Annotated in this window: 26 protein-coding genes; 12 read left to right on the top strand and 14 right to left on the bottom strand. The window is 62.8% G+C overall.

What is annotated here, in order from left to right:
• Positions 1-13: 13 nt before the first annotated feature.
• Positions 14-331, top strand: coding sequence for an Hpt domain-containing protein (locus tag HCZ97_RS09380; protein WP_167688444.1), 318 nt, complete (start codon positions 14-16; stop codon positions 329-331).
• Between the two features lie 50 nt (positions 332-381).
• Here the strand turns inward: HCZ97_RS09380 and ilvA are convergent, their stop codons facing one another.
• Together ilvA and HCZ97_RS09370 are read right to left on the bottom strand one after the other, a co-directional pair.
• Positions 382-1,608 carry a threonine ammonia-lyase IlvA gene (ilvA, locus tag HCZ97_RS09375; protein ID WP_167688443.1) on the bottom strand — a complete coding sequence of 409 codons (1,227 nt, stop codon included), beginning with the start codon at positions 1,606-1,608 and terminating at the stop codon, positions 382-384.
• Positions 1,609-1,648: 40 nt separating this feature from the next.
• A complete protein-coding gene (locus tag HCZ97_RS09370; protein ID WP_167688442.1) occupies positions 1,649-2,440 on the bottom strand; it encodes a hypothetical protein in 792 nt (263 codons plus the stop codon).
• Positions 2,441-2,571: 131 nt separating this feature from the next.
• Here HCZ97_RS09370 and HCZ97_RS09365 point away from each other — a divergent pair, with 131 nt between their 5' ends.
• Together HCZ97_RS09365 and HCZ97_RS09360 are read left to right on the top strand one after the other, a co-directional pair.
• Positions 2,572-3,795 carry an argininosuccinate synthase gene (locus HCZ97_RS09365; RefSeq protein WP_167688441.1) on the top strand — a complete coding sequence of 408 codons (1,224 nt, stop codon included), beginning with the start codon at positions 2,572-2,574 and terminating at the stop codon, positions 3,793-3,795.
• A gap of 485 nt (positions 3,796-4,280) precedes the next feature.
• Entirely contained in the window at positions 4,281-4,565 is a 285-nt protein-coding gene (locus HCZ97_RS09360) for an SCP2 sterol-binding domain-containing protein (protein ID WP_167688440.1), read from the top strand.
• A gap of 159 nt (positions 4,566-4,724) precedes the next feature.
• On the opposite strand, the gene HCZ97_RS09355 is transcribed toward HCZ97_RS09360, so the two are convergent.
• The 3 genes from HCZ97_RS09355 to HCZ97_RS09345 form a co-directional block, all read right to left on the bottom strand.
• Positions 4,725-5,141 (bottom strand): hypothetical protein, encoded by a 417-nt coding sequence (locus HCZ97_RS09355; protein WP_167688439.1) that lies wholly within the window; start codon positions 5,139-5,141, stop codon positions 4,725-4,727.
• Between the two features lie 153 nt (positions 5,142-5,294).
• Entirely contained in the window at positions 5,295-6,152 is an 858-nt protein-coding gene (locus tag HCZ97_RS09350; RefSeq protein WP_167688438.1) for a ribokinase, read from the bottom strand.
• Position 6,153: 1 nt separating this feature from the next.
• Complete coding sequence (locus tag HCZ97_RS09345; protein ID WP_167688437.1) at positions 6,154-8,409, bottom strand: NADP-dependent malic enzyme; 2,256 nt, start codon at positions 8,407-8,409, stop codon at positions 6,154-6,156.
• Between the two features lie 136 nt (positions 8,410-8,545).
• Between HCZ97_RS09345 and mutS the strand changes: the two genes are divergently transcribed.
• Positions 8,546-11,203, top strand: coding sequence for a DNA mismatch repair protein MutS (gene mutS, locus HCZ97_RS09340; protein WP_254871440.1), 2,658 nt, complete (start codon positions 8,546-8,548; stop codon positions 11,201-11,203).
• Between the two features lie 147 nt (positions 11,204-11,350).
• Here the strand turns inward: mutS and HCZ97_RS09335 are convergent, their stop codons facing one another.
• Complete coding sequence (locus HCZ97_RS09335) at positions 11,351-11,908, bottom strand: nucleotide exchange factor GrpE (protein ID WP_167688436.1); 558 nt, start codon at positions 11,906-11,908, stop codon at positions 11,351-11,353.
• Positions 11,909-11,927: 19 nt separating this feature from the next.
• Positions 11,928-12,983 carry a heat-inducible transcriptional repressor HrcA gene (hrcA, locus tag HCZ97_RS09330; RefSeq protein ID WP_167688435.1) on the bottom strand — a complete coding sequence of 352 codons (1,056 nt, stop codon included), beginning with the start codon at positions 12,981-12,983 and terminating at the stop codon, positions 11,928-11,930.
• Positions 12,984-13,097: 114 nt separating this feature from the next.
• Between hrcA and rph the strand changes: the two genes are divergently transcribed.
• From rph to HCZ97_RS09310, 4 genes are read left to right on the top strand one after another with little or no spacing between them, the layout of a single operon-like run.
• The gene (gene rph, locus HCZ97_RS09325) at positions 13,098-13,814 is read left to right on the top strand and encodes a ribonuclease PH (RefSeq protein ID WP_167688434.1); all 717 of its coding nucleotides are present in this window, start codon (positions 13,098-13,100) and stop codon (positions 13,812-13,814) included.
• Positions 13,807-14,412 carry an RdgB/HAM1 family non-canonical purine NTP pyrophosphatase gene (gene rdgB / locus HCZ97_RS09320; protein WP_167688433.1) on the top strand — a complete coding sequence of 202 codons (606 nt, stop codon included), beginning with the start codon at positions 13,807-13,809 and terminating at the stop codon, positions 14,410-14,412. Before rph ends, rdgB begins: the two co-directional genes overlap by 8 nt.
• 9 nt (positions 14,413-14,421) lie before the next feature.
• Positions 14,422-15,576 (top strand): radical SAM family heme chaperone HemW, encoded by a 1,155-nt coding sequence (gene hemW, locus HCZ97_RS09315; RefSeq protein WP_167688432.1) that lies wholly within the window; start codon positions 14,422-14,424, stop codon positions 15,574-15,576.
• Positions 15,577-15,579: 3 nt separating this feature from the next.
• Entirely contained in the window at positions 15,580-15,939 is a 360-nt protein-coding gene (locus tag HCZ97_RS09310) for a YbaN family protein (RefSeq protein WP_167688431.1), read from the top strand.
• Here HCZ97_RS09310 and HCZ97_RS09305 read toward each other — a convergent pair.
• From HCZ97_RS09305 to hemJ, 7 genes are all read right to left on the bottom strand, one after another.
• Complete coding sequence (locus tag HCZ97_RS09305; RefSeq protein ID WP_167688430.1) at positions 15,923-16,858, bottom strand: ParB/RepB/Spo0J family partition protein; 936 nt, start codon at positions 16,856-16,858, stop codon at positions 15,923-15,925. The two genes, HCZ97_RS09310 and HCZ97_RS09305, sit on opposite strands and share 17 nt — an antisense overlap.
• Entirely contained in the window at positions 16,839-17,648 is an 810-nt protein-coding gene (locus HCZ97_RS09300; protein WP_167688429.1) for an AAA family ATPase, read from the bottom strand. The genes HCZ97_RS09305 and HCZ97_RS09300 overlap by 20 nt, the downstream gene beginning before the upstream one ends.
• Positions 17,635-18,252 carry a 16S rRNA (guanine(527)-N(7))-methyltransferase RsmG gene (gene rsmG / locus HCZ97_RS09295; RefSeq protein WP_167688428.1) on the bottom strand — a complete coding sequence of 206 codons (618 nt, stop codon included), beginning with the start codon at positions 18,250-18,252 and terminating at the stop codon, positions 17,635-17,637. The genes HCZ97_RS09300 and rsmG overlap by 14 nt, the downstream gene beginning before the upstream one ends.
• Positions 18,249-20,117, bottom strand: a complete 1,869-nt coding sequence (gene mnmG, locus HCZ97_RS09290) for a tRNA uridine-5-carboxymethylaminomethyl(34) synthesis enzyme MnmG (protein ID WP_167688427.1) — start codon at positions 20,115-20,117, stop codon at positions 18,249-18,251. The genes rsmG and mnmG overlap by 4 nt, the downstream gene beginning before the upstream one ends.
• 11 nt (positions 20,118-20,128) lie before the next feature.
• Positions 20,129-21,412 (bottom strand): tRNA uridine-5-carboxymethylaminomethyl(34) synthesis GTPase MnmE, encoded by a 1,284-nt coding sequence (gene mnmE / locus HCZ97_RS09285; RefSeq protein WP_167688426.1) that lies wholly within the window; start codon positions 21,410-21,412, stop codon positions 20,129-20,131.
• Between the two features lie 28 nt (positions 21,413-21,440).
• Positions 21,441-22,724 (bottom strand): transcription termination factor Rho, encoded by a 1,284-nt coding sequence (gene rho / locus HCZ97_RS09280; RefSeq protein WP_167688425.1) that lies wholly within the window; start codon positions 22,722-22,724, stop codon positions 21,441-21,443.
• Positions 22,725-22,896: 172 nt separating this feature from the next.
• Positions 22,897-23,343: a protoporphyrinogen oxidase HemJ gene (gene hemJ, locus HCZ97_RS09275; RefSeq protein ID WP_167688424.1), complete on the bottom strand. Its 447-nt coding sequence runs from the start codon at positions 23,341-23,343 to the stop codon at positions 22,897-22,899.
• Positions 23,344-23,780: 437 nt separating this feature from the next.
• Between hemJ and HCZ97_RS09270 the strand changes: the two genes are divergently transcribed.
• From HCZ97_RS09270 to dnaQ, 4 genes are read left to right on the top strand one after another with little or no spacing between them, the layout of a single operon-like run.
• A complete protein-coding gene (locus HCZ97_RS09270) occupies positions 23,781-24,380 on the top strand; it encodes a nucleoside triphosphate pyrophosphatase (RefSeq protein ID WP_167688423.1) in 600 nt (199 codons plus the stop codon).
• The gene (locus HCZ97_RS09265; protein WP_167688422.1) at positions 24,377-25,210 is read left to right on the top strand and encodes a shikimate dehydrogenase; all 834 of its coding nucleotides are present in this window, start codon (positions 24,377-24,379) and stop codon (positions 25,208-25,210) included. The genes HCZ97_RS09270 and HCZ97_RS09265 overlap by 4 nt, the downstream gene beginning before the upstream one ends.
• Complete coding sequence (coaE, locus tag HCZ97_RS09260) at positions 25,207-25,797, top strand: dephospho-CoA kinase (protein ID WP_167688421.1); 591 nt, start codon at positions 25,207-25,209, stop codon at positions 25,795-25,797. Before HCZ97_RS09265 ends, coaE begins: the two co-directional genes overlap by 4 nt.
• The gene (dnaQ, locus tag HCZ97_RS09255) at positions 25,790-26,482 is read left to right on the top strand and encodes a DNA polymerase III subunit epsilon (RefSeq protein ID WP_167688420.1); all 693 of its coding nucleotides are present in this window, start codon (positions 25,790-25,792) and stop codon (positions 26,480-26,482) included. The genes coaE and dnaQ overlap by 8 nt, the downstream gene beginning before the upstream one ends.
• Positions 26,483-26,539 lie beyond the last annotated feature (57 nt).

The raw sequence follows: 26,539 nt of genomic DNA, 5'->3' as shown, positions 1-26,539 counted from the left end.
GAAAGGACATGCGATGATCTGCTGGCAGCAGGTTCTGGAGCTGCGCGACGATGTCGGGCCGGAAAATTTCCCCGAGGTGGTGGAGATCTTTCTTGAGGAGGTGGAGGAAAACCTGGCCGCCCTTGGCCCCGATGCGCGGCAGGAAGAGCTGTTTCACACGCTCAAGGGCAGCGCGCTGAACCTTGGGTTCGAGAGTTTCGCGGGGCTCTGCGCGCAAGGCGAACGGAACGCCGCCGCCGGCGTGCCCACGGACCTTGAGCAGCTGCGCCGGACCTATGCCGAAAGCCGCGCCCTTTTCCTTGCGGAGCTTGAGGCGCGGCTGGCCGCCTGACAGGTCGCGGGGGCCGCACGCGGCGTCCCCGGACCGCGCAAGGCCCTCTGCTAGATCAGGAATTCCGCCAGAACCGGATCGCGGGTGATGTCGCGGTAGGTGATCCCTGCCCCTTCCATCTCTGCCAGGATGCGGGCGAAGTTCTCTGCCCGCGCGGTCTCTATCCCGATCAGGACAGAGCCGAAGTTGCGCGCCGATTTCTTCAAGTATTCAAAGCGGCTGATGTCGTCCTCCGGCCCGAGGAGGTCCAGGAAATCGCGCAGGGCCCCCGGGCGCTGCGGCATCCGCAGGATGAAGTATTTCTTCAGCCCGGCGTAGCGCTGTGCGCGTTCCTTCACTTCCGGCAGGCGTTCAAAATCAAAGTTGCCGCCGGAGGTCACGCAGATGACCCGCTTGCCGCGGATCTCTCCGCGCAGGTCCTCGAGCGCATTGACGGAGAGCGCGCCGGCCGGTTCCAGCACGATGCCCTCGACGTTCAGCATTTCCAGCATTGTCAGGCAGATGCGGTCTTCGGGCGCGGTGATGACCTGGGCGGGCGCGGCCTGGGCGAGATAACTGAAGGGCCTGGCGCCGATGCGGGCCACGGCGGCCCCATCCACGAAGCTGTCGACCTTTGGCAGGGTCACGGGCGATCCGGCCTGCAGCGCGGCCTTGAGCGAGGCGCCGCCTTCCGGTTCCACGTAGCGGATGCCCATGCGCCCGGCGAAATAGCGCGTCACCCCGGCAGAGAGGCCACCCCCGCCCACGGGCAGCACGATCAGGTCGGCCAAGCCGGGCAGCTCTGCCTCGATCTCGGCCGCGACAGAGGCCTGGCCTTCGATCACGTCCTCATCATCGAAGGGGGCCAGGAAGTGCCCGCCCGACTGGGCGCAATAGGCCTGGGCTTCGGCCAGGGTGTCATCGAAGTAGTCGCCGGTCAGGCGGATCTCTATGAACTCGCCGCCGAAGATGCGGGTCTTGTCGACCTTCTGCTGCGGGGTCGTCACCGGCATGAAGACAACGCCGGGCACCTTGAAATGACGGCACATGAAGGCCATCCCCTGGGCGTGGTTGCCCGCCGAGGCACAGACAAAGGCAGAGGCCCCGTCGACCTTGCGCATGGCGTTGAAGGCGCCGCGCAGCTTGTAGCTGCGGACCGGGGTCAGGTCCTCTCTTTTCAGCCAGATATCGGCGTCGTACTTGGCCGAAAGGTGATCGTTGCGCAGCAGCGGCGTGGCCGGAAAGACCGCGCGCATCGCCTGCATGGCCTCTGTGGCATGTGTCCTAAAATCGCTCATGCACCTGTCTTGCGCCTGTGCCTTCGGCTTTGCAAGGGGCTCAGCCCAGGCGACGTTCCTCGATGTAGTAGCCGTAAAGCGTTGTCAGGATCGACACGCCGACGATGGTGGACAGAAACTGCAGCACCACCGAATAGGCCACGTAGGCGGTCATCGACCCCGTCGCCAGAAACCACTCTGCCGGGATCTGCAGGACCGCCGAGACCACCCCGATCAATATCACAAGCAGCAACAGCGTGCCGCCTGCGTTCCGCGTCCCCGCCATTGCCTGGCGCAGGGAAAGCGGCTGCCCGATCGCCGCCGCGGGCAGGGTAATCGCGATCCGCAACATCAAGACGGCAGCGGCCAAGCATACCACGACAACAATGGCGATCATCAGGACCATCGCCGCCGTCCCCCCCGAAATCAGGGCCGCGAACAGCGCAATGATCAACATGAAGCCCACCGAAAGCACCACCCCGACCAGCCAGAGCAGCACAGCCGCTTTGAAATATGCCCAGATCTGCGCCCCGTTGAACCGGGGCAGAAGCTTGTCCGGCTTTTCCTCAAGCAGCACAAAGCGATGCCAGGCGACCGCCAGCCACATCATGACCACCACACCGATCAGGACCAGCAGCCCCAGCTTGCCCAGGAAGCCCGCCGAAAACCCGGGCACAAGATCGCCATCGACGAAGTCTGTGTTCAACTGCATCAGAAACGACAGGTCCGACCACATAAACAGAACCGTCAGCGCGCCAAGAATGAGCAGCGGCAGCAGGTAGATCCGCAGCGCCTGTGAAAAATTCCTGAAAACAAGCGAAACGGAATGTCTGAACAACTGCCAAGCGATCATATCGGTACCCTCTAAAATTCGGCGCAACCATCACGCGGCAGGCCCTTAGGTCAACCCGTTCCCTGGGCAGTTGCTTGCCCTGTTGGCAAAAACCCGCTATCGCGCGGGAAACTCCGAATGAGGAAAATAGCATGTCCGCGCCCAAGAAAGTCGTCCTGGCCTATTCCGGCGGCCTCGATACCTCGATCATCCTGAAGTGGCTGCAAACCGAATATGGTTGCGAAGTTGTCACTTTCACCGCCGATCTCGGCCAGGGGGAAGAGCTTGAGCCAGCCCGCAAGAAAGCCGAGCTGCTGGGGATCAAGCCCGAGAACATCTTCATCGAGGATGTCCGCGAGGAATTCGTGCGCGATTTCGTCTTCCCGATGTTCCGCGCCAATGCGGTTTACGAGGGGCTCTACCTGCTGGGCACCTCCATCGCGCGGCCGCTGATTTCCAAGCGACTTGTTGAAATCGCTGAGGAAACCGGCGCCGATGCCGTGGCACACGGGGCCACCGGCAAGGGCAATGACCAGGTGCGGTTCGAGCTTTCAGCCTATGCGCTGAACCCGGCGATAAAGGTGATCGCGCCCTGGCGGGAATGGGACCTGACCAGCCGCACCAAGCTGCTGGAGTTTGCCGAGGCGAACCAGATCCCGATCGCCAAGGACAAGCGCGGCGAGGCGCCCTTCTCGGTCGATGCGAACCTTCTGCACACCTCCTCTGAAGGCAAGGTGCTGGAAGATCCTGCCGACATGGCGCCCGACTACGTCTACCAGCGGACCGAGGATCCCGTCACCGCGCCGGATGCCCCGCAATACGTTGAAATCACTTTTGAAAAAGGCGACGCGGTTGCCATCGACGGCGAGGCGATGAGCCCGGCGACGATCCTGACCAAGCTGAACGACCTGGGCCGGATCCACGGCATCGGGCGTCTCGACTTCGTGGAAAACCGCTTTGTCGGGATGAAGTCCCGCGGTGTCTACGAGACGCCCGGCGGTGAGATCCTGCTGGAAGCCCACCGCGGCATCGAGCAGATCACCCTGGATTCCGGCGCCGGCCACCTGAAGGATTCGATCATGCCGCGCTACGCGGAGCTGATCTACAACGGGTTCTGGTACTCTCCGGAACGCGAGATGTTGCAGGCGCTGATCGACAAATCGCAAGAATTTGTGTCCGGCACCGTGAAGCTGATGCTCTACAAGGGCTCCGCACGGACCGTTGCCCGCTGGTCGGATCACTCGCTCTACTCCGAGGCGCATGTGACCTTCGAAGAGGACGCCGGTGCCTACGACCAGAAGGATGCCGCCGGGTTCATCCAGCTGAACGCCCTTCGGCTGAAGCTGCTGGCGGCCCGCAACAAGCGGATGAAGTAAGGCCCGAGCCGGCCCTGCGAGACCAACGTGCGAGACGAAAATGGCGGCGCCTTCGGGCGCCGTTTTTCGTGTCTGGAGGCCGGGTCCGGGGGCATCTGTACCGCGTCTGTTTCACGTCGGTCTAGCGTCGGTATCACGTCGGTGCGCAGCGCGCGGGGGATGAGGGGGATATTAAGGGAGTCTGAAGGCCGGAGGTCGGGCGGAAGGATCGGGCCGGTCACGGGAGGGCGGGCGGCGGATGCCTCCGGCGGGAGTTTTTCGGCAAGATGAAGGAGAGGGGTGGATCGGGTTGGCGGGGGTGGTGTTCCGGGCCGACCTGCCGCAGGCAGGGAGACGGGTGGCCCCCCCTCGATGGGGGCGGCGCGCGTTTGCCCGGCGGCGGCGGGTCTGACGTTACGTTTGCGTCAACCTCCCTCAGGTCATGCTTGGCGGGGCCTTCGGGGTCGGGCCCTTTGGGCCGGACGAGCCCTGGTGGAGGAGAGACCATGACCATGGAAGAGATAGCCGCGAAGATCGCCCGAGGGCTGGAGCGCCGGACGCTGGAAAATTCCGTGAAGTTCGATTGCGGGGCGGATGGCGCGATCACGGTAAGTGACGGGGCCGTTCAGCTGGCCGATGCCCCGGCCGATTGCACCGTGCACATCAGCCGCAAGAACCTGGTGAAGCTGATGGCCGGCGATCTGAACCCGATGACTGCCTTTGCCTTCGGCAAAATCAAAATCTCGGGCGACATGTCCGTGGCGATGAAGCTGGGCAAGGTGCTGGGGTAGCGCCCTGTCGCGGTGCCGTGACGGTGCGGTTGCCGCGTCTCGTCCGCGCAGAGGAAAGGGCCGGGGACTGCCGTCCCGGCCCTTTCGCAGGTGCCGCCCGGAGGACGGCGGCCGGATGCCTTGGGGGGTACATCCGGGGGAGCCATCAGGGGGCGGTGGTCACTTGGCAGAGATGGTCTTCATCACCAGCATGCCGTCGGGCTTGATCGGTCCGTCTTCGGTGGCGCCCAGGGTGTATTCGAACATGCCGGTCTTCATGCCGCCGGCCTCTGAATGGACCATGAGCATCAGCATGTCGCCCGGGGCGACCTCTTCCTGCAGGATCGCGGCCACGTCGGTGTTTTCACCGGCGCGCAGCGGGGCGTAGCCGACGACGGGGCCCGGCTTCATCTCTGCATCGGTGCGGTGGACGACCATCCAGCCGTTCTCTGGCGCCATGATCCTGGACGCGCTGACGATCCCGTTGGAGACATCCTGGTCCATGGCCTCGACCATGGCCATGGAATGGTCATCGGCCAGGGCCGGAGCGGTGAGGGCGGCAAGACCAAGGGCGGCGGCGGCAAGAATACGGGTCATTCGGGATCTCCATGTCGGTTTCTGGGCCAGGTCCTTGCGACCCGGTTGCCAGTAGACACGAAGAGGGGGACGACAGGGTTGCCGTAGCCGCGATCACGAGGCCGTGAGGAGATCGTAGGCGGTGGGCAGCGGGGGGGCGTGCCCCCGCCGCGATCAGAGTTCGTCGCGCGCCGGGATCACGTCCGCGGTGCCGACGCGGGTCACCATGAGGGCCGCCGCGCGCTGCGCCTGGTCGATGGCATCGGCCATGTCCAGCCCTTGGTCGAGCCCGGCCAGCAGGTAGCCGGTGAAGGTGTCGCCCGCCCCGGTGGTATCCACGGGGGTGACCTTTGGCGCGGGGTAGTCGCGGGACTGGCCGGTCGCGGTTTCCACCCAGCGGCAGCCCTTGGCGCCCAGGGTGATCACAACGTCGGCCACCGGCAGGGCTTCCGGCGCGAGGCCAAGGGCCTGTTCCAGCTGGGCGGCTTCGACCTGGTTCATCACCAGGATATCGAGCTGTTCCAGCACGGCCTGCACCGCCTCGGGTTCAAAGGGGGCCGCCGCATAGGCCAGGCGCAGCCCGGCCGCCTTCGCCGCCTTGGCAAAGACCGCCTGGCCGGAGGTTTCGTTCTGGAAGACGGCGATATCCCCGGCTGCGGCGGCAGAGAGCGCGGGGGCGATCAGCGCCTGGTCAATCGCGCGGCTGGAGCCGGGCAGCAGGACGCTCTGGTTCTCACCCTCCGTATCCAGCAGGATGATCGCCTGGCCCTGGGGGCCGGGAATCTCTGCCAGGTGGGTGGTGCCGACGCCGTAGCCGGCCAGCCGGTCTTTCAGCCAGAGGCCGTCTTCGCCCACCGCGCCGATATGTTCCACGACAGAGCCCGCGCGGGTGGCGGCGACGGACATGTTCGCCCCCTTCCCGCCCAGGCCCTTCTGGTAGTCGGTGGCTGCCAGGGTTTCGCCCGGCGCGGGCATGTGGGGCACGCGAAAGACCACGTCGGCATTGACCGAGCCCAGGTTCCAGAGGGTCACGTCACTTCACCTTGCAGGCGGCCAGAACGGCCATGTTGAGGATGTCGTTCACCGTGGAGCCGGTCGAGCAGATCTGCACCGGCTTGTCGACGCCCGAGAGGATCGGGCCGATCACCGTGGCTCCGGCCATCTCCTGCAGGAGCTTGACGGAGATGGAGGCGGAGTGGCGTGCCGGCACGACAAGGATGTTGGCGTTGCCCGTGAGCCGCGAGAAGGGGTAATGCGCCCGCGACTTGGTATTGAGCGCCACGTCCACGGTCATCTCGCCTTCGAATTCGAAATCGACGCCACGGGATTCCAGGACCTTGGGGGCCAGGTGCATCTTTTCGGCCCGTTCAGAGACCGGGTAGCCGAATGTGGAGAAGCTGACGAAGGCCACGCGCGGCTCCAGCCCCAGGTCGCGGGCGACCTCTGCGGAGCGTTCGGCGATATCGGCCAGGTCATTTTCATCGGGCCATTCATGCACCAGCGTATCGCCGATCAGGACGATGCGCCCCTTGTGCAGGATGGCGGTGGTGCCCACTGCGCCATGTTCGGCATCCGCGTCGAAGACGTGGCCGATGAGCTCCATCACATGGGCGGACTTGCGGGTGGCCCCGGTGATCATCGCATCGCCATGGCCATGGGCCAGCATCAGCGCGGAGAAGACATGCCGGTCCCGCGCCGCAAGGCGGTGGACATCCTGGCTGTCGTGGCCGCGCCGTTGCAGGCGCCCGTACAGGAAGGACTTGTAGCTTTCCAGGTGCTGAGTGGTGGCCGCGTTGGTCACGGTCAGCTCCCCCACCGCGTCCGAGAGGCCGAGGGAGGTCAGAAGCTGGTTCACCTCTGGCTCACGGCCGACGACGATGGCCTGCCCCATGCCGGAGCGCTGGTACATCACCGCAGCGCGCAGCACGCGCGGGTCGTCGCCTTCGGCGAAGATCATCCGCGCCTGCGCCTTGCGCGCCCGTGCGTTCAGCCCGCGCAGGATGGAGGCCGTGGGGTCCATGCGCGACTTCAGGTGATGTTCATAGGCTTCCATGTCGACGATCGGACGCCGGGCCGCGCCGGTTTCCATCCCCGCCCGGGCCACCGCCGGCGGGATCACGTGGATCAGCCGGGGATCGAAGGGCGTGGGGATGATGTAATCGCGCCCGAAGGTCAGCGCGCGGCCATAGGCCATGGCCACCTCGTCCGGCACGTCGAGGCGGGCCAGCTTTGCCAGGGCCTCGGCGCAGGCGATCTTCATCTCGTCGTTGATGGCGCGCGCATGGATGTCCAGCGCGCCACGGAACAGGTAGGGGAAGCCCAGGACGTTGTTGACCTGGTTGGGATAGTCCGAGCGCCCGGTGGCGACGATCACATCCTCGCGGACCTCGTGGACCTCTTCGGGGGTGATTTCGGGATCCGGGTTGGCCATGGCGAAGATCACGGCGTTCGGCGCCATCGACTTCACCATCTCCTGCGTCACCGCGCCCTTCACGGAGACGCCCAGGAAGACATCTGCGCCATCCATGGCTTCGGCCAGGGTGCGGGCCTCGGTGGTGGCGGCATGGGCCGATTTCCACTGGTTCATGCCCTCTGTACGGCCCTGGTAGATCACGCCCTTGGTGTCGCACATGATGCAATTGTCATGGCGCGCGCCCATGGCCTTGAGCAGCTCAAGGCAGGCGATGCCGGCGGCCCCTGCCCCGTTCAGGACGATCTTCACCTCTTCGATCTTCTTGCCGCTGATATGCAGCGCGTTGATCAGCCCGGCGGCACAGATCACGGCGGTGCCGTGCTGGTCGTCATGGAAGACGGGGATGTCCATCTCTTCCTTGAGGCGCTGTTCGATGATGAAGCATTCCGGCGCCTTGATGTCTTCAAGGTTGATGCCGCCGAACGTCGGCCCCATCAGGCGCACGGCCTCGATGATCTTCTCGGGGTCTTCGGTGTCCAGCTCGATGTCGATGGAGTTCACATCGGCAAAGCGCTTGAAGAGCACCGATTTGCCCTCCATCACCGGCTTGGAGGCCAGCGCGCCAAGGTTGCCCAGGCCCAGGACCGCGGTGCCGTTGGAGATCACGGCCACAAGGTTGCCCTTGTTGGTGTAATCATAGGCGGTCTCGGGCGCCGCATGGATTGCCTCGCAGGGGACGGCCACGCCGGGGGAATAGGCCAGGCTCAGATCCCGCTGGGTCGTCATCGGCACGGTGGCCGTGATCTCGAACTTGCCGGGGGTGGGTTCGAGGTGAAACGCCAGCGCATCTTCGCGGCTGATCCGGCTTTTCGTCATGTGGTCATCCTCCAGGTGTCCGGGCGTCATACCCGAGGCGCGGATACTTCTCAACAGAGACGGGGGTCAGGGCCAGGTATCCGCTTTCGCCCCCAAGCGGCTTTCGATACTCTGTGCCAAAGCGCGAAGAGGCCCCATGAACACCGCTGCAAACGTCACCCCGATGATGGCGCAATTCCTTGAAATCAAGGAACAATATCCCCATGCCCTGCTGTTCTACAGGATGGGCGATTTCTACGAGATGTTCTTTGACGATGCCGAGGCAGCAGCCAGCGCGCTGGACATTTCACTGACAAAACGCGGCAAGCACCTGGGCGAGGACATCCCGATGTGCGGCGTTCCGGTCCATGCGGCGGAAAGCTACCTGCTGACGCTGATCCGCAAGGGCTTCCGCGTGGCGGTCTGCGAGCAGATGGAAGACCCCGCCGAAGCCAAGAAGCGCGGGTCGAAATCCGTGGTGAAACGCGATGTCGTCAGGCTCGTCACGCCCGGCACATTGACCGAGGATTCGCTGCTTGAGGCCCGCAGGCACAACTTCCTGGCGGCATACGCCAGCGTACGGGACGCGGCGGCGCTGGCCTGGGTCGACATCTCGACCGGCGCCTTCCAGGCGATGCCGCTGCCAGCGGTCAAGCTGGGCCCGGAGCTGGCGCGGCTGATGCCCTCCGAGCTGCTGGTGAGCGATGCCGAAGAACCCGAGCTGCGCCTGCTGGTGGAAGAATTCGGGATCTCCCTCACGCCGCTGTCGCGGGCCAGCTATGACAGCACCGGCGCGGTGGACCGGCTGACACGGCTGTTCAAGGTCGGCACGCTGGAAAGCTTCGGTGCCTTCACCCGGCCCGAGCTGAGCGCCATGGGGGCGCTGGTCGACTACCTGGAGATCACCCAGAAGGGCAAACTGCCCCTGCTGCGCCCGCCGTCACGTGAAGCACTGGACGGCACCGTGCAGATCGACGCGGCCACACGGCGCAACCTGGAAATCACCCATGCGATGAACGGCGGGCGCGCGGGATCGCTGCTGTCGGCCGTGGATCGCACGGTGACGGCTGCGGGCGGGCGCCTGCTGGAACGGCGGATCTCTTCGCCCTCGCGGGAACTGCAGCGGATCGCGGCGCGGCTGGACGCGGTGGATTTCGCCGTTGCGGAAAGCCGCCTGTCCGCAGAGCTGCGTGACACCCTGCGCCGGGTGCCGGACCTGGATCGCGGGCTGTCGCGCCTGTCGCTGGAACGCGGCGGGCCGCGCGACCTGGCCGCGATCCGCACGGCCCTGGCCCAGGCAGAGCGGCTGGCCGGGCAGCTGGACGGCGCCAGCCTGCCCGCGCTGCTGATGGAGGCCGCCGGGGACCTGACCGGCCATGACGCGCTGCTGTCGCTGCTGGACGCGGCGCTGGTCGCCGAACCGCCCCTGCTGGCCCGTGACGGCGGCTTCATCGCCACCGGCTATGACGCAGAGCTGGACGAGGTCCGCCGCCTGCGCGACGAGGGCCGTGGCGTGATCGCCGGCATGCAAAGCCAATATGCCGAAGAGACCGGCATCAATTCCTTGAAGATCAAGCATAACAACGTGCTGGGCTATTTCGTCGAAGTGACCTCGACCCATGCGCAGAAGATGCTGGCCCCGCCCCTGTCGGAGGCCTTCAAGCACCGCCAGACCACCGCGAACCAGGTGCGCTTCACCACGCCGGAGCTCTCGGAGCTGGAGACGCGGATCCTGAACGCCGCGGGCCAGGCCCAGGGTATCGAACAGCGGCTCTTCGCATCGCTGCGCGAGGCGGTGCTGGAGAACGCGCCTGTCCTGACGAACCTCTCGCGCGCCCTGGCCGAATTCGACCTGACCACGGCACTGGCCGACCTGTCGCGCGCCGAGGACTGGGCCCGCCCGAAGGTGGACGACAGCCGCGCCCTTGAGATCCAGGGTGGCCGCCACCCGGTGGTGGAACAGGCGCTGCGCAAGCAGGGCGCGCCCTTCATCGCCAATGATTGCGCGCTGGTCCCCCAGGGGGACGCGGCATCGGTCTGGTTGCTGACGGGCCCCAACATGGCCGGTAAATCGACCTTTCTGCGCCAGAATGCCCTGATCGCCCTGCTGGCCCAGATGGGCAGCCACGTGCCCGCCACCAGCGCCCATGTCGGGCTGGTCAGTCAGATCTTCAGCCGCGTCGGCGCCTCTGACGACCTGGCCCGTGGCCGGTCGACCTTCATGGTGGAAATGGTGGAAACCGCCGCCATCCTGAACCAGGCCGATGAGCGCGCGCTGGTGATCCTGGACGAGATCGGGCGCGGCACGGCAACCTACGACGGGCTCTCCATCGCATGGGCCGTGCTGGAACACCTGCATGAGATCAACCGTGCCCGCGCCCTCTTCGCCACCCACTACCACGAGATGACGGAGCTCTCCAAACGCCTGCCCGGCGTGGAGAACGCCACGGTGACGGTGCGCGAACACGAGGGCGACGTGATCTTCCTGCACGAGGTGCGCATGGGGGCCGCGGACCGCAGCTACGGCGTACAGGTCGCCCGCCTGGCCGGCCTGCCGGACAGCGTGGTGGACCGCGCGCGGGACGTGCTGGCCTCCCTCGAAGAAAACGCACGCAGCGGCGGTGGCGGCCCCAAGGCGGTCATAGACGACCTGCCGCTCTTCGCCGCCGCCCCGCCGCCAACGCCCACCCCCGCCAAAATGCCCGAGGGGCTGAAGGCCGTGTCCGAGATGCTGGAGGGGCTGCACCCCGATGAGCTGAGCCCACGCGACGCGCTGGAGATGCTCTACAAACTGAAAGAAGCCTCCCGGAGCTGAACCGGAAGGCTTCCTGATCTCTCTGCGCAAAGGGGGCCAGCCCCCTCGGGCCTGCGGCCCTCACCCCCGGAGTATGACCGGCAAGAAGAAGGTGCAGCCCTGCGCTTTTCTTCTTGCCGAAAAACTCCCGCCGGAGGCATCCCGGCGTCAGCCGGGATTTGAACTCACGCCGACCTGGGCCGGGCGCAGCAGGCGGTCATGCAGCATGAAGCCTTCCGCGGAGACCTGGATGATCTCTCCGGCCTTGGTGCCGGGCAGCGGGGCTTCGAACATGGCTTCGTGCAGGTTCGGGTCGAAACGATCGCCGACTTCGGGCGCGATGGGTTCGATGCCGTGCTTGCGGAAGACGTTGACCAGCTCACGCATGGTCAATTCGATCCCTTCATGCAGGGCGGCGTTTTCCTCGGTCTTCTCGCCCATCGCTTCGATGGCGCGTTTCATGTTGTCATAGACGGGGAGCATGTCACGGGCCAGCTTGGAGCCGCCGTAGTTCTCAGCTTCGCGGCGCTGCTTGTCGGCACGTTTGCGGGCGTTTTCCGCATCGGCCAGCGCGCGCATGAACTTGTCCTTGAACGCGTCACGTTCCGCGATCACCGCGTCCAGCTCGGCCGCCTCACCGTCGATCTCTTCTTCTTCCGCTGCATAGGCCTCGGCCTCTGCGGCTTCGAGATCATCCAGAAAGTCTTCGTCCTTCGGCTCTGCCATTCTTCACCTCTTTCGCCGGTCACCCCCGGTCGGAAATCATCCGTCCGACCAGCTGTGCCGTGTAATCCACGATCGGAACGATCCGTCCGTAATTGAGCCGCGTGGGCCCGATCACGCCAACCGCGCCGATGATCTTTCGATCCGCGTTCATATAGGGAGAGACCACCAGAGAGGAACCGGAAAGTGAGAAAAGTTTGTTCTCCGAGCCGATAAAAATGCGCACGCCCTCGCCTTCGTCGGTGAGTTCGAGGAATTCGGCAATGTCCCGCTTCCGCTCAAGGTCGTCGAAGAGCACGCGGATCCGGTCCAGGTCTTCCTGCTCCCCTTCCAGCAGATTCGCGCGGCCGCGCACGATCAGCCTTTCCTCATGCGCGCCCTCGTCCTGCCAAACCGCCAGGCCGCTTTCCACCAGCGCCTGGGCCAGCCCGTCGATCTGCTGCTTGCGCGCATCGATATCGCGCGCCACGACGCCCTTGAGATCCGACAGCGTCCGCCCTTCCAGCGCCGCGTTGAGGAAATTCGCGGCCTCCCGCATCGAGCTGGGCGTCTGGCCCGGGGGCGGCGTGAAGATGCGGTTTTCCACGTGGCCATCGCCGAAGACCAGCACCACGAGGGCGCGGTCCTGGCCGAGGGCCACGAATTCGATATGCTTGATCGCGGCTTCATGCTTGGGCGCCAGCACAAGCGAGGCGCCGCGGGTGGCAAAGCTGAGCGCTGAGCCGATCCGGTCCAGCATGGCGCCCACATCGCCGCCATTGCCCACGGTGGCGTCGATCTTCTGGCGGTCCTCTGTGCCCAGGTCGCCCACTTCCAGCAGCCCGTCGACGAACATGCGCAGCCCCGATTGCGTGGGCACCCGGCCCGCGCTGACATGGGGGCTGTCCAGCAAGCCCATGTATTCGAGGTCCTGCATCACGTTGCGCACCGTCGCGGCCGAGACCTTTTCGTTCATCATCCGGGTCAGGGTCCGCGAGCCCACGGGCTCACCGCTTTCAAGGTAGCCTTCGACCACGCGGCGAAAGACTTCGCGCGAGCGATCGTTCAGTTCATCAAGGACCGAGTTTTTTTCTACCATCGCCTCAGCTTCATCACCGGGGGGCCATTAAAGAGCACGCGGCGGAAAGGTCAACGGGGCTTGCCTTCACGGGGGCCGCGCGCCTATCAGGGGCCCAAGTTTTAGGGAGGTACCATGCGTCCGTCTGGTAGAGATTTAAGCGAAATGCGCCCGGTTTCAATCGAGACCGGGGTCACGAAACATGCAGAGGGGTCCTGCCTGATCAAGGTTGGCGACACCCATGTGCTGTGCACCGCCACCATCGAGGACCGCGTACCGCCCTTCATCAAGGGGTCCGGCCTGGGCTGGGTGACGGCAGAATACGGCATGCTGCCGCGGTCGACCACATCGCGTATGCGTCGTGAGGCTGCCATGGGCAAGCAGGGCGGAAGAACCGTTGAAATTCAAAGACTTATCGGTCGCTCTCTGCGTGCTGGCGTGGATCGGGTGGCCATGGGCGAACGCCAGATCACCGTCGATTGCGACGTGATCCAGGCCGATGGCGGGACCCGCTGCGCCTCTATCACCGGGGGCTGGGTGGCCCTGCGCCTGGCGGTCAACAAGCTGATGAAAGCCGGTGTGATCACAAGCGATCCGCTGGTCGATCCCGTCGCTGCCGTGTCCTGCGGAATTTATGCCGGCCAGCCCGTGCTGGACCTGGATTACCCCGAGGACAGCGAAGCCGGCGTGGACGGCAACTTTGTCATGACCGGCTCCGGCAAGCTGATCGAAGTGCAGATGTCCGCCGAGGGCTCCGTCTTTTCGCGGGATCAGATGAACCAGCTCATGGACCTTGCCGAAAAAGGTGTGGCAGAACTGGCGGCAATTCAGCTTGAGGCGGCAAATGCGTAAATTCGACGGACAGGAACTGGTTCTGGCGAGCCACAACAAGGGCAAGCTCAAGGAGATCTCCGAGATGCTGGCCCCCTATGGCATCAAGGTCAGTTCCGCCGCCGAACACGGGCTGGAAGAGCCGGTGGAGGATCAGGATACCTTCATCGGCAACGCCCGCATCAAGGCGCATTACGCCGCCAAGGCCACCGGCCTGCCCGCCCTGTCCGATGACAGCGGCATTTCCGTGGATGCCCTGGACGGCGCGCCCGGGGTCTATACCGCCGACTGGGCCGAAACGCCCAATGGCCGGGATTTCCCGATGGCGATGCAAAAGACCTGGGATCTGCTGGAAGAAAAGAACGCCCCTGCCCCGCGCACCGCTGCCTTTAACTGCACCTTCTGCCTGGCCTGGCCCGATGGCCATGACGAGGTCTTCGTGGGCAAGGTCGAAGGCCAGGTGGTCTGGCCAATGCGCGGCGCGGAAGGTCACGGATACGACCCGATCTTCATGCCCGATGGCCATGACATCACCTTTGGCGAAATGGATCCGAAGGTGAAGAACAATATTTCCCACCGTGCGGATGCCTTTGCCAAGCTGAAGGCCTGTTTTGAATAAGGTGACCCCTTGAGCGAAGACTGGCAGAACGCCGGGTTCGGCATCTATGTGCACTGGCCCTTCTGCGAGTCCAAATGCCCCTATTGCGACTTCAATTCGCATGTCACGGCAAACGTGGACCAGGCCCGCTGGCTGAAGTCCTATGTCTCTGAACTGGAACGCTACGCAGCGCTGACGCCCGGGCGGGTTGTTGGCTCCGTCTTCTTTGGGGGCGGCACGCCCAGCCTGATGCTGCCAGAGACGGTTGACGGAATACTCAATACAATCAGGCGCTTATGGCCCCAGGCCAATGAGGCCGAAGTCACGCTGGAGGCCAACCCCGGCTCTATCGAGGCGGATCGCTTTCGCGGCTATGCCATGGCCGGTGTGAACCGTGTCTCCATGGGCTTCCAGGCGATGAATGACCGCGATCTGCGGCGCCTGGGGCGACTGCACAGCGTGAAAGAGGCCATGGCGGCCTTCGATATCGCGCGAAACCAGTTCGAGCGCGTCAGTTTCGACCTGATCTATGCCCGTCAGGACCAGACCCTGCCCGAGTGGGAAGCCGAGCTGACCCGCGCGCTTGACCTGGCCGTCGATCACCTGTCGCTGTACCAGCTGACCGTTGAGGACGGCACCGCCTTTGGCGATCGCTACAAGCGTGGCGGGCTGAAAGGCCTTCCGGATCAAGACCTTGCCGCTGATATGTACGAGCTGACGCAGGAGGTGACCGCCGCCGCCGGGCTCGATTGCTACGAGGTCTCCAACCATGCCCGCGATGGCGCCCGATCCCGCCACAACGTGCTTTACTGGCGCTATGGCGACTACATCGGCGTTGGTCCGGGGGCCCATGGCCGTGTCACGCTGGACGGCCGGCGCCACGCAACAGAGGCCTACCGGATGCCGGGTGACTGGCTGCACCGAGCCGAAGCGGGAAATGCCGACAAGTTGCGGGATCCATTGACTGGACCCGAGCAAGCGCAGGAATATCTATTGATGGGTTTGCGGCTGAAAGAGGGAATCGCCCTCTCTCGCTTCGCGGACCTGAATGGCTCAGCCCTCTGCCAGGCCCGGATGGACGAATTGGTGGAGATGGATTTGCTGAAGCAGAACAATGACTTGCTGGCGGTGACCGATCAGGGCCGCATGGTGTTGAACGCGGTGCTCGACAAGCTTCTGGAGTGAGCGATGCGCATCCTCTGGCTGATATTCGGGCTGATCTGCGTTGGGTTGGGCATCATCGGCGTCGTCCTGCCCCTGCTGCCCACCGTCCCCTTCATGCTTCTGGCCGCTTTTTCCTTTGCCCGGTCGAACGACAGGCTGCATGTCTGGCTGGTGGAGCATCGCCGCTTTGGTCCCGCGATCCGGGACTGGCAGGAAAATGGCGCAATCTCATTGAAAGCGAAAAGACTCGCCACGATCATGATCGTAGCGGTCTATTCACTGTCCATTCTGATGGAGCTGAGTGCGAAACTCCTGGTGATCCAGGGCGGAACGCTCTCTCTCGTGCTGCTTTTCCTTTGGACGCGACCTAGCGGGCCGCGCTAAGGATCTGGCACAATTCGTCCAATGATTCCAATGACTTATAAGAAATCGAGATACGGCCGGACTCTCCACCAGGCGCATGATCGATCTCTACCGCCATGCCGAGCGCCGCGGAAAGATCCGCTTCGAGCGCGCGGGTATCGGCGTCCTTGTCCCCACTGCGACCCGCGGAGCGGGCACGCGGCGCAGCAGGCTCCACGCCCTGCTTCTTGACCAGCTGTTCGGTGGCCCGCACGGACAGACCATCCATCACCACGCGGCGCGCCAGTTTCACCGGCTCATCGGCGGTGATCAGGGCGCGTGCGTGACCGGCCGTCAGGTTGCCATCTGCCAGCATCTCACGAATTTCTTCGGGCAGCTGCAGAAGACGCATGAGGTTCGCAATATGGCTGCGGCTCTTGCCAAGCGCCTGGGCCAGTTTTTCCTGCGTATGGCCGAATTTGTCCATCAATTGACGGAAACCGGCGGCTTCCTCGATCGGATTGAGATCAGCCCGCTGAATATTCTCGATAATCGCGACTTCGAGCACTTCCAGATCGTCGAAATCACGCACGATGACCGGCAATTCGTGCAGTTGCGCCATCTGAGAGGCCCGCCAGCGGCGTTCACCGGCGACAATCTCGTACAGACCCTCCTGCCCCGGCTTGGGACGCACGATCAGGGGCTGGATAACGCCCTTTTCGCGAATGGAATCGGCCAGTTCGGTCAGTTGTTCCGGGGTGAAACTGCGCCGTGGCTGATCAGGATTTGGTATGATCGACTCAATCGGCACCAACATGTCGGGCCGACGCGCATTATTTCCCTGCACTTCCTCTTCAGGCGCCACATCAGCCATCAAGGCCGAAAGGCCACGCCCAAGACCGCGCGGTTTCTTCTTCTTCTCGAGGCGGGTGTCGTCACTCTCAGGCAATTGCTGGCTCATGCTTCTTCAGGAACTCCTCTGCAAGGGAGCGATAGGCCATCGCCCCCTTGGATTGGGGATCGTAATCAAGGACGGGAATGGCGAAAGACGGCGCTTCGCTGACCCGGACGTTGCGTGGCACGATGGTCCGGAACACCAGGTCGCCCAGGTTTTCGCGGGCATCTGCCTCTACCTGCTGGCTCAGGTTGTTGCGGGCATCATACATGGTCAGCACAATGCCTTCGATCCGCAGGTCCGGATTGGCGCTTTGGCGCACTTCCCGGATGGTCAGCATCAGCTGGGAAAGGCCCTCAAGCGCGAAAAACTCGCTTTGCAGCGGCACCAGAACGGAGTTCGCGGCGACCATGGCGTTCACGGTCAGCAGGTTCAGCGACGGCGGGCAGTCAATCAGGATGTAATCAAAGCCCAACGCAACCATTTGTGGGCTACGAAGCTTGCTACGCAAGATCTGGAGGCGATTATCGTTCGATGCAAGCTCCAGATCAGCAGACGAGAGGTCCACATTAGCCGGAACAATCGACAAATTCTTGATTTGCGTGGCCTGAATGACCAGCGAAGGGTCGATTTCGTCCAGCAGAAGGTCATAAGTCGTGTATTCACGGTCTTCCGGCGCCACACCCAGCCCGGTAGAGGCATTCCCCTGTGGGTCCAGGTCGACAACCAGGACCTTCTTGCCCTGCTCAACAAGCCCGGCGCCAAGGTTGATCGCGGTCGTTGTCTTGCCGACGCCACCCTTCTGGTTGGCCACTGCAACAATCCGGGGATCACGCAAATTTTCAGGCTGCGACACGGGCGATTCCTCCGATTTTCAGGATCACGGCTTCGTCTTCCGTTCTACTCCTGACTTCTTCCCAGTGAAAGCGCCAATGGGTCTCTGCCTCATCAACTTCGGCCTTCCAGCGCGCACCCTTGGGAAAAAGCGCCATTCCATCGGCGGAGAGATGCCGTTCCGCGAAGCCAAGCAGCATATCAAGCGAGGCAAGTGCCCGTGCGGACAGGATATTGGCCTGCTGAGGGGCGACTTCCTCGACTCTTTTGGCCAGAATCGTCACATTTAGCCCGGTTTCGCGCGCGACAGTCCGCAGGAAAGCGCATTTCCTCTGATCTGACTCGATCAGTGTGAAAGAAGCCTCCGGTGAGCGCTCCGCGCCATAGATGGCTGCAACCAGCCCAGGGAACCCTCCCCCGCTTCCAAGGTCTACCCAGTGATCAAATTGCCCAGCCAAGGCGTAGATCTGCGCAGAATCGAGGATATGGCGGTCCCAAAGGGCTGGAATCGTGGATTTGGAGACCAGATTGATCTTCGGATTCCACTTTTCGAGTAGACCGGCATAGATTTCGAGGCGCTCGAATGTTTCACGTGAAACATCTTTGACAATCAGATTCCTGCTCACGCCGATTTATCCCGTCTTTCCCGGTTCAAACGCGCCAAGATCAACGCCAAAGCAGCGGGAGTCATCCCCTCGATCCGGCCAGCTTGGGCCAAATTGGATGGGCGGACGGACAAAAGCTTCATTTTCAGCTCATTTGAGAGCCCGTCCAGCGCATGATAGTCAAAATCCGAGGGAATGCCGCGCGCCTCATCCTTCCGAAGGGCCGCAGCGTCCTGCTCCTGTCGAAGGATATAGGTCGCGTAGAGCGCATCTTTCTGCAATTGTTCCTGCGTCGCGGTCGAAAGGTCGGCCAGCTCCGGCTCGATAGCCACAAGATCTGCCACAGAAACGTCCGGGAAGGCCAATACTTGGTAAAGAGAGCGCTTCTTGCCGTCCTCCCCTACCTTGATGCCGTTCTCGTTGAGAACCTTCGGGGAAACGCTCCGGGATTCCAGCAGGTCCCGTCCCTTGGCCAGCTCTTCCATCTTATGACCAAAGGCCGCCTTGCGTGCCTCTCCAACTAGGCCGACCTCCAGACCTTTCGGTGTCAGCCTCTGGTCGGCGTTATCCGCGCGAAGAGACAGCCGGTACTCTGCCCGAGAGGTGAACATCCGGTAGGGTTCCGACACACCGCGGGTGGTCAGATCGTCGATCATGACGCCGATATAGGAGTCAGACCGGCTGAAGGTCACCGGATCCAACCCCAAGGACTGGTGTGCCGCATTGAGGCCAGCTACTAGACCTTGTGCCGCTGCCTCTTCATATCCCGTTGTGCCGTTGATCTGTCCGGCCAGGAAAAGACCGGGCACATCCCGAAGGCCAAGACGTAGATCAAGCGCTCTGGGGTCGACGTAATCGTACTCAATGGCGTATCCGGGCTGCAGAATGGTGACATTTTCCAGTCCGACCATCGATCTCACGTAATCCTCCTGCACCTCCGCAGGTAGGGACGTGGAAATGCCGTTCGGGTAGATCGTGTGATCTTCAAGACCCTCCGGCTCCAAGAAGACCTGATGAGAGCTTTTATCCGCGAAACGGACCACCTTATCCTCGATGGAGGGGCAATATCGGGGGCCTACCCCGTCGATATGACCGCCATACATCGCTGATCGGGAGAGGTTATCGCGAATGATCTGGTGCGTTTTCTCGTTCGTGTGGGTGATCCCGCAAGAGACTTGCTTTGCATGCAAGTCATTGGAAAGGAAAGAGAAAAGCACGGGATCTTCATCGCCGGGCTGCTCTTCAAGCTTGCTCCAGTCAATGGTTCGCCCATCCAGGCGCGGTGGCGTGCCCGTTTTCAACCGGCCAAGCGGCAGGTTAAAGGCATCCATGCGCTCGCCGAGCTTGTTGGCCGCATTATCGCCCATGCGGCCGCCGGAATAGTGCTGATCGCCAATGTGAATGATACCGCGCAGGAAGGTTCCCGTAGTCAGAACAACGGATTTGGCGCGAATTTCGGACCCGTCCGCCAAAATCAGGCCGCAAACGGCCGCGCCATCCATCAAAAAGTCGACAACTTCGCCTTCAATGACGCTCAAACCGGGGAAAGATGTCATTTCAGCGAGCATTTCGCGCCGGTAGATCGCTCGATCGGCCTGTGCGCGGGGTCCCTGCACTGCAGGGCCCTTCCGTCGGTTCAGCAAGCGGAACTGGATACCGGCCTTGTCAGCCACGCGGCCCATGACACCGTCAAGGGCGTCGATCTCGCGGACAAGATGGCCTTTTCCGAGCCCACCAATGGCCGGATTGCAGGACATCACGCCGATTCCGTCCATTTTTAGCGTCACTAGGGCTGTTTTGGCCCCGACGCGTGCTGAAGCATGGGCTGCATCGCAGCCCGCATGGCCACCACCGACGACGACCACATCGAAATGCGCATGTTTCACGTGAAACACTCCTATTTGCCGATGCAGAAGCTGGAGAAGATCTCATCCAGCAGGGATTCGACATCGACGATGCCTACCAGAGAATCAAGGGCCCGAATAGCCGAGCGAAGCTCTTCTGCGATCAGATCTTCGCTATATCTGGGATCGTCCAACATGGCCCGCGCCTGTGTCAGATCCTGGATCGCGCGCAGGATGGCATGTTGGTGCCGTTCCCGTGTCGCGGTGGCGACCATGGCCGTGCGCTTTGCGAAGACTTCGGTGATCCGTTCGATCAGTTGCGGAACACCCTGCCCTGTCTCACCACTGATGCCATTTGCATCGCCGGTCAGATCTGCCTTGCCCGCAAGAATGATGTCATCCCCGTCCAGCTCGAACTGCGGGGTTTCCCCGGGCTCCAGAAGGTAAAGCCGCAGGTCGGCTTGGGTTGCTCTTTCCCTTGCGCGGGAAATACCGATTGCTTCGACCTCATCCTCGGTTTCGCGCAGGCCGGCAGTATCCAACAGGGTTACAGGCAGGCCGTTCAGATCCATCCGGACCTCGATCACGTCGCGGGTTGTCCCCGCCACGGCAGAGGTGATCGCGGCGTCACGCCCCGCCAGGTAATTCAACAGGGTCGACTTGCCGGCATTGGGTGCGCCTAGGATCGCCACTTCGAAACCATGGCGGACACGTTCGGCAACGGCCGCCCCGCGCGCCTGAGAAGTCAGGCTTTTATCCATTTTTTCCAAGAGGTTACGGACTTCTGGCCGGACATCCACCGGGACGTCTTCGTCGACGAAATCAATCACCGCTTCCAGCAGCGCGGCCGCACGGATCAGATCCTTGCGCCATTCCTGGACGAGCGAACCGAGCTTGCCGGAGAAGACGCGCTGCGCCTGGCGACGTTGCGCTTCTGTCTCTGAATCGATCAGATCGGCCAGACCTTCGACCTGGGCCAGGTCCATCTTGCCGTTCTCAAGCGCGCGACGAGTAAATTCGCCGGCGTCGGCCATACGGACGCCCGGAAGCGTGCCGAGAATTCGCAGGGTTGAGGTGACAATGGCCGGGCTACCGTGCAGGTGGAGTTCAACGACATCTTCGCCGGTAAAGCTTCGCGGCCCGTCGAAATAGAGCACCAATGCCTGGTCAAGCACGTCGCCTGCGTCATCGCGCAGGATCCGCAGCATGGTTTCACGTGGAACAGGGTTGGAAACGCCGAAAGCCCCGAGCGCTGCCAGCGCACCTGGGCCCGAGATCCTTAAAACGGAAACCCCTGCCCGGCCGGGGGCCGAGGCAAGGGCAAAGATCGTGTCCATAGCGTAAATCCCGGAGCCGGAGCCCCCGTCAGGTATTCATGGAATCGAAGAAGTCGGCGTTTGTCTTCGTCTGCTTCAACTTGGAGATAAGGAACTCGATCGCATCGGTGGTGCCCATCGGGTTCAGGATCCGGCGCAGGACAAAGGTCTTCTGCAGATCGACCTTGTCGACCAGAAGATCCTCTTTCCGGGTGCCGGATTTGAGGATGTCCATCGCCGGGTAGACGCGCTTGTCCGCGATCTTGCGATCCAGGACGATTTCGGAGTTACCGGTGCCCTTGAATTCTTCGAAGATCACTTCGTCCATCCGGGAGCCGGTGTCGATCAGCGCGGTAGCAATGATCGTGAGCGAGCCGCCCTCTTCGATATTCCGGGCCGCACCGAAGAACCGCTTGGGCCGTTGCAGCGCATTTGCATCCACACCACCGGTCAGAACCTTGCCGGAGGACGGGACGACCGTGTTGAAGGCCCTACCAAGTCTTGTGATAGAGTCGAGAAGGATAACAACATCTCGTTTATGTTCGACCAGGCGCTTGGCCTTTTCGATCACCATTTCAGACACGGCAACGTGGCGCGTTGCAGGTTCGTCGAAGGTGGAGGAGATCACCTCGCCCTTCACGGAACGCTGCATGTCGGTCACCTCTTCGGGGCGTTCGTCGATCAGCAGGACGATCAGGTAGCATTCGGGGTGATTGGTCTCGATCGAATTGGCGATGTTCTGCAGCAGAACCGTCTTACCGGTCCGCGGCGGCGCCACGATCAGGGACCGCTGCCCCTTCCCGATGGGCACGACCAGGTCGATGATACGCGCGGAACGGTCGCGGATCGTCGGATCCTCGATCTCCATCTTCAGGCGCTCGTCGGGATAGAGCGGCGTGAGGTTGTCGAAGGCGATCTTGTGACGCGCCTTTTCGGGATCCTCGAAGTTGATCATCTGCACGGAGGTCAGCGCGAAGTAACGCTCGTTCTCATCCGGCGCCTTCATCAGGCCTTCGACCGTATCGCCGGTGCGCAGCGACCATTGGCGGATCATGTCGGGAGAGACATAGATGTCATCGGGACCCGGCAGGTAGTTTGCCTCGGGCGAGCGCAGGAAGCCGAAGCCATCCTGAAGCACTTCCAGAACGCCGTCCCCACCGATGAGCCAGTCATCATCTGCCATTTCGCGCAGGATCTGGAACATCATCTCGCCCTTGCGCATGGTCGAGGCGTTCTCGATCTCGAGCTCCTCTGCCATGGCCAGCAGATCCTTGGGGCTCTTCGCCTTCAGATCAGACAGGTTCAGGCGGTTGTCGGTGGCGATATCGTTCATCGGGAAAATGATCCTTTGACCGGCCCTTTCGGGGCACGCAGTCAGTCATCTGTCATGGGAAAACAGCTTTGCCCGGACGGGCGGCTTGATCGCGTAGATAAGGCTTGCCCCCCAACGAGTCAATCCCGCCAAGGGAAAGGGCGCGAAAGCCGCCGTCCGCCCTGCCCGGTTCCTAGAACTTGACCACGACAGAGGCGACGATGACCAGAAGCAGCAAGGTCGGCAGTTCGTTCATCATTCGGTAACGGCGACCGGGCAGAGTATTCTCACCACGTTCGAAATCCTTGCGGCGCAAGCCCAGCCAGTGATGGAACCAGGTCATGGCCAGCACTGAGGCGGCTTTCGTCCAGGGCCAGACCATGGACCAGTCGACGATTCCAGGGGTGAAGACCAGGCAAAGACCGAAAATCCAGGTGGCGATCATCGCCGGATTCATGATCGCACGCAGAAGCCGGGACTCCATCACCTTGAAAAGGGTGTCTACCTCCGCCTGGGAGCCCCTCTCAGCGTGATAGACGAACAATCTGGGCAGGTAGAACAGCCCCGCCATCCAGGCGACCACGGAGACGATATGGAGCGTCTTCACCCAGGGATAAGCCAGGGACAGGAAATCCAGCATGGGGGCGGTCCTTTCAGGTCTTTCTCAGCCTCTTACTTCAAATCCTTTTTATAGAAAGATTGTTGTGGGTTGTAGGAGGCTCTCTTCCTGTGGATCCTTGTTATATCCACCGGGTTTTCCACATGGGGGAAAGCTATGGGATAACTAGGGCAAAACGGTGGAGGAAATTGAGCCCAGTTCATATTTGCGCATAAAACCAAATAGTTACATATGGATATTTCTGTGGATAACTGTGGACTGATTCTGAGGATCGAATCCGGGAGAATCGGGTAGGAACAAGTTTTCCACTTGTCCTTATCCACGGGGGACAGATCCGGCGACTCAGGGGAGGAATCGGGTGAGTCGCGCACAGCCTCCGGTCAAAGGTTGCGTCCAGCCCCTTTTTTTCCCAGAAGAACCGGCGAGTTCATCAGTGTTTCTGAACAGGTTTATCCCCAATGGGCCTTCCGATCCTTCTTGCCTCCGGTTCTGCGATCCGTGCCGAACTGCTCAAACGCGCCGGCGTGAGCTTTGAAATCGCCAAGCCCCGCGTCGATGAAGACATGGTGCGAGAGGCGCTCCAGGCAGAGGGGGAAAGCGCACGGAACATCGCCGATGCCCTGGCCCAGCTGAAATCGGAACGGGTCGGCATGAAGCATCCTGAGGCGCTGACCATCGGTTGCGACCAGGTGTTGGCATGCGAAGGGCGCATCTATTCCAAGCCGGAAACCCCCGATCAGGCCATGGAACAGATCCGCGCGCTGTCCGGCAAGCGGCATTCCCTTTACACCGCGGCGGTCGTGCATGAGGGTGGACGCCCGGTCTGGCGCAAGCTGAGCGAAGTGAAGATGACCATGAGAGAGCTCTCTCCGGCCTACCTGGAAAGCTACGTGGCGCGGAACTGGCCGGATATTTCCTGGTCCTGCGGTGCATACCAGGTCGAGGCAGAGGGCAGCCGGCTGTTTTCGCGGATCGAGGGCGATTACTTCGCCATCCTGGGTTTGCCGTTGCTGGAGTTACTTGATTACCTGATCCTGAGAGGAGCCCTGGAGGCATGAGTTCCGAAAAGATCCCACTGGCCGGCGTGATCGGCTGTCCCATCGGTCATAGCCGGTCTCCGCAGGTGCATGGCTACTGGCTGAAGGAACTGGGGCTGCCGGGGCATTACATCCCCATGGAGGTCCGTCCCGAGGATCTGGAAGAGGCGCTGCGCACCCTGCCCAAGTTGGGTTTCGCCGGAATCAATGTCACCCTCCCGCACAAGGAAGCCGTGCTTGAACTGGCCTCTCACGTGACGGACAGGGCCAGTCTGATCGGGGCGGCGAACACGCTGATCTTCCGGGAAGATGGCTCTTTCCATGCAGATAACACCGATGGCTACGGCTTCATCGAGAACCTGCGCCAGAATGCCCCCGGCTGGGAGGCCGCGGCGGGGCCGGCGGCGGTGCTGGGGGCCGGTGGTGCGGCCCGTGCGGTCGTGGTGGCGCTGCTGGATGCAGGCGTGCCGGAGGTGCAGATCGCCAACCGCACCAAGCTGCGGGCGGAGCGTCTGCAACAGGATTTCGGCAATCGCGTGAAGGTCGTCGAATGGGTCCATGCCGGGCGCATGGTCACAGAGGCCGCGACGGTGGTGAATACCACCTCTCTTGGCATGTTGGGCAAACCGGACCTGAAGGTGAACCTGGACGGGCTGCGCCCGGAGCAGGTGGTGACGGATATCGTCTATAACCCGCTGACGACCCCCCTGCTGCGCGCTGCCGGTGAGGCCGGCTGCACGGTGGTCGACGGGCTGGGCATGTTGCTGCACCAGGCCGTGCCGGGCTTCGAGCGCTGGTTCGGCGCCAAGCCTGAGGTCACGCCGGGCCTGCGGGCGGCGGCGCTGGCATGAGCTTTCTTCTGGGGCTGACCGGATCCATCGGCATGGGCAAGTCGACCACGGCCGCGATGTTCGTGGAGCAGGGCTGCGCGCTGTGGGATGCCGACGCGGCCGTGCACCGGCTATACGACACGGGCGGCGCGGCGGTGGCACCGCTTGGCGCGCTGTTTCCAGATGCGATCGAGGGGAACGCGGTCTCTCGTCCCCGGCTGAAGGAGATCATAGCCGGTGATCCCTCTGCCCTGGCACAGATCGAAGGGATCGTGCATCCGCTGGTTTCTGCGGATCGCAGGGCCTTCATCAAGGCGGCAGAGACCGATATCATAGTGCTGGATATCCCGCTGCTGTTCGAGGGCGGTGGGGAAACGGGCTTTGACGGCACTGTCGTGGTTTCCGCGCCCGAGGCCGTCCAGCGGGAGCGCGTACTGGCACGGGGCACCATGACAGAGGCCCAGTTCCAGATGATCCGCGCCCGGCAAATGCCCGATGCGGAGAAGCGGCAGCGGGCGACATGGGTTGTCGAAACCGATACGATGGATCATGCCCGCGCCCAGGTTGCGGCGATCGTGGCTGAGATCAGGGGAAAGACGCATGCGTGAAATCGTGATGGATACGGAAACCACCGGTTTCGAGCCCGAACAGGGCGACCGGCTGGTCGAGATCGGCGGTGTGGAGCTGCTGAACCACGTGCCGACGGGCGAGACCTATCACGTCTATATCAACCCGCAGCGGGACGTGCCCGAAGAGGCCTTCAAGGTGCATGGCCTGTCCGAGGAATTCCTGCGTGACAAGCCGCTGTTCCGGGACGTGGCCCAGGGGTTCCTGGACTTCGTCGGGGATGCCAAGCTGGTCATCCACAATGCAGCCTTCGACATGAAGTTCCTGAACGCGGAGCTGGGCTGGCTGGGAATGCCGAAGCTGCCCTGGGAGCAGGCGATCGACACGCTGGCCATCGCGCGCAAGAAATTCCCCGGCTCTCCGGCCTCTCTGGATGCGCTTTGCCGCCGCTTCGGCATCGACAACTCTGCCCGGACGCTGCACGGGGCGCTGCTGGACTCCGAGATCCTGGCTGAGGTGTACCTTGAGCTGATCGGCGGGCGGCAGCCTGGGCTTGTCTTGCAGGCCAACCAGGGCAACCGGTCCGGGATGGATCAGGAAGCGGACTGGCGCCCGCGCCCGCGTCCCGTCGCGCTTGGATCAAAGCTGACGGAAGAAGAGCGCGCGGCTCATGCGGATTTTGTCGAAAAGCTTGGGGAAGAGGCGCTTTGGAAGACGCTGGGCTGAGCCGCGCCCGGGGTCCTGCGCGAAAGAGCAGATGTCAGACATGAAAAAGGTGCGTGC

Source organism: Pseudooceanicola sp. HF7 (assembly GCF_011806405.1).
Lineage (GTDB): Bacteria > Pseudomonadota > Alphaproteobacteria > Rhodobacterales > Rhodobacteraceae > Pseudooceanicola.
Note: the sequence above shows the minus strand (reverse complement) of the source record. Positions and strands in the feature narration are given on the sequence as shown.

What these genes read in the sequence shown, in the direction of transcription:
- HCZ97_RS09380 (WP_167688444.1), top strand. Translation starts at nt 14, where the DNA reads ATGATCTGCTGGCAGCAGGTTCTGGAGCTGCGCGACGATGTCGGGCCG.
- ilvA (WP_167688443.1), bottom strand. Translation starts at nt 1,608, where the DNA reads ATGAGCGATTTTAGGACACATGCCACAGAGGCCATGCAGGCGATGCGC.
- HCZ97_RS09370 (WP_167688442.1), bottom strand. Translation starts at nt 2,440, where the DNA reads ATGATCGCTTGGCAGTTGTTCAGACATTCCGTTTCGCTTGTTTTCAGG.
- HCZ97_RS09365 (WP_167688441.1), top strand. Translation starts at nt 2,572, where the DNA reads ATGTCCGCGCCCAAGAAAGTCGTCCTGGCCTATTCCGGCGGCCTCGAT.
- HCZ97_RS09360 (WP_167688440.1), top strand. Translation starts at nt 4,281, where the DNA reads ATGACCATGGAAGAGATAGCCGCGAAGATCGCCCGAGGGCTGGAGCGC.
- HCZ97_RS09355 (WP_167688439.1), bottom strand. Translation starts at nt 5,141, where the DNA reads ATGACCCGTATTCTTGCCGCCGCCGCCCTTGGTCTTGCCGCCCTCACC.
- HCZ97_RS09345 (WP_167688437.1), bottom strand. Translation starts at nt 8,409, where the DNA reads ATGACGAAAAGCCGGATCAGCCGCGAAGATGCGCTGGCGTTTCACCTC.
- mutS (WP_254871440.1), top strand. Translation starts at nt 8,546, where the DNA reads ATGAACACCGCTGCAAACGTCACCCCGATGATGGCGCAATTCCTTGAA.
- HCZ97_RS09335 (WP_167688436.1), bottom strand. Translation starts at nt 11,908, where the DNA reads ATGGCAGAGCCGAAGGACGAAGACTTTCTGGATGATCTCGAAGCCGCA.
- hrcA (WP_167688435.1), bottom strand. Translation starts at nt 12,983, where the DNA reads ATGGTAGAAAAAAACTCGGTCCTTGATGAACTGAACGATCGCTCGCGC.
- rph (WP_167688434.1), top strand. Translation starts at nt 13,098, where the DNA reads ATGCGTCCGTCTGGTAGAGATTTAAGCGAAATGCGCCCGGTTTCAATC.
- rdgB (WP_167688433.1), top strand. Translation starts at nt 13,807, where the DNA reads ATGCGTAAATTCGACGGACAGGAACTGGTTCTGGCGAGCCACAACAAG.
- HCZ97_RS09310 (WP_167688431.1), top strand. Translation starts at nt 15,580, where the DNA reads ATGCGCATCCTCTGGCTGATATTCGGGCTGATCTGCGTTGGGTTGGGC.
- HCZ97_RS09305 (WP_167688430.1), bottom strand. Translation starts at nt 16,858, where the DNA reads ATGAGCCAGCAATTGCCTGAGAGTGACGACACCCGCCTCGAGAAGAAG.
- mnmE (WP_167688426.1), bottom strand. Translation starts at nt 21,412, where the DNA reads ATGGACACGATCTTTGCCCTTGCCTCGGCCCCCGGCCGGGCAGGGGTT.
- rho (WP_167688425.1), bottom strand. Translation starts at nt 22,724, where the DNA reads ATGAACGATATCGCCACCGACAACCGCCTGAACCTGTCTGATCTGAAG.
- hemJ (WP_167688424.1), bottom strand. Translation starts at nt 23,343, where the DNA reads ATGCTGGATTTCCTGTCCCTGGCTTATCCCTGGGTGAAGACGCTCCAT.
- HCZ97_RS09270 (WP_167688423.1), top strand. Translation starts at nt 23,781, where the DNA reads ATGGGCCTTCCGATCCTTCTTGCCTCCGGTTCTGCGATCCGTGCCGAA.
- HCZ97_RS09265 (WP_167688422.1), top strand. Translation starts at nt 24,377, where the DNA reads ATGAGTTCCGAAAAGATCCCACTGGCCGGCGTGATCGGCTGTCCCATC.
- coaE (WP_167688421.1), top strand. Translation starts at nt 25,207, where the DNA reads ATGAGCTTTCTTCTGGGGCTGACCGGATCCATCGGCATGGGCAAGTCG.
- dnaQ (WP_167688420.1), top strand. Translation starts at nt 25,790, where the DNA reads ATGCGTGAAATCGTGATGGATACGGAAACCACCGGTTTCGAGCCCGAA.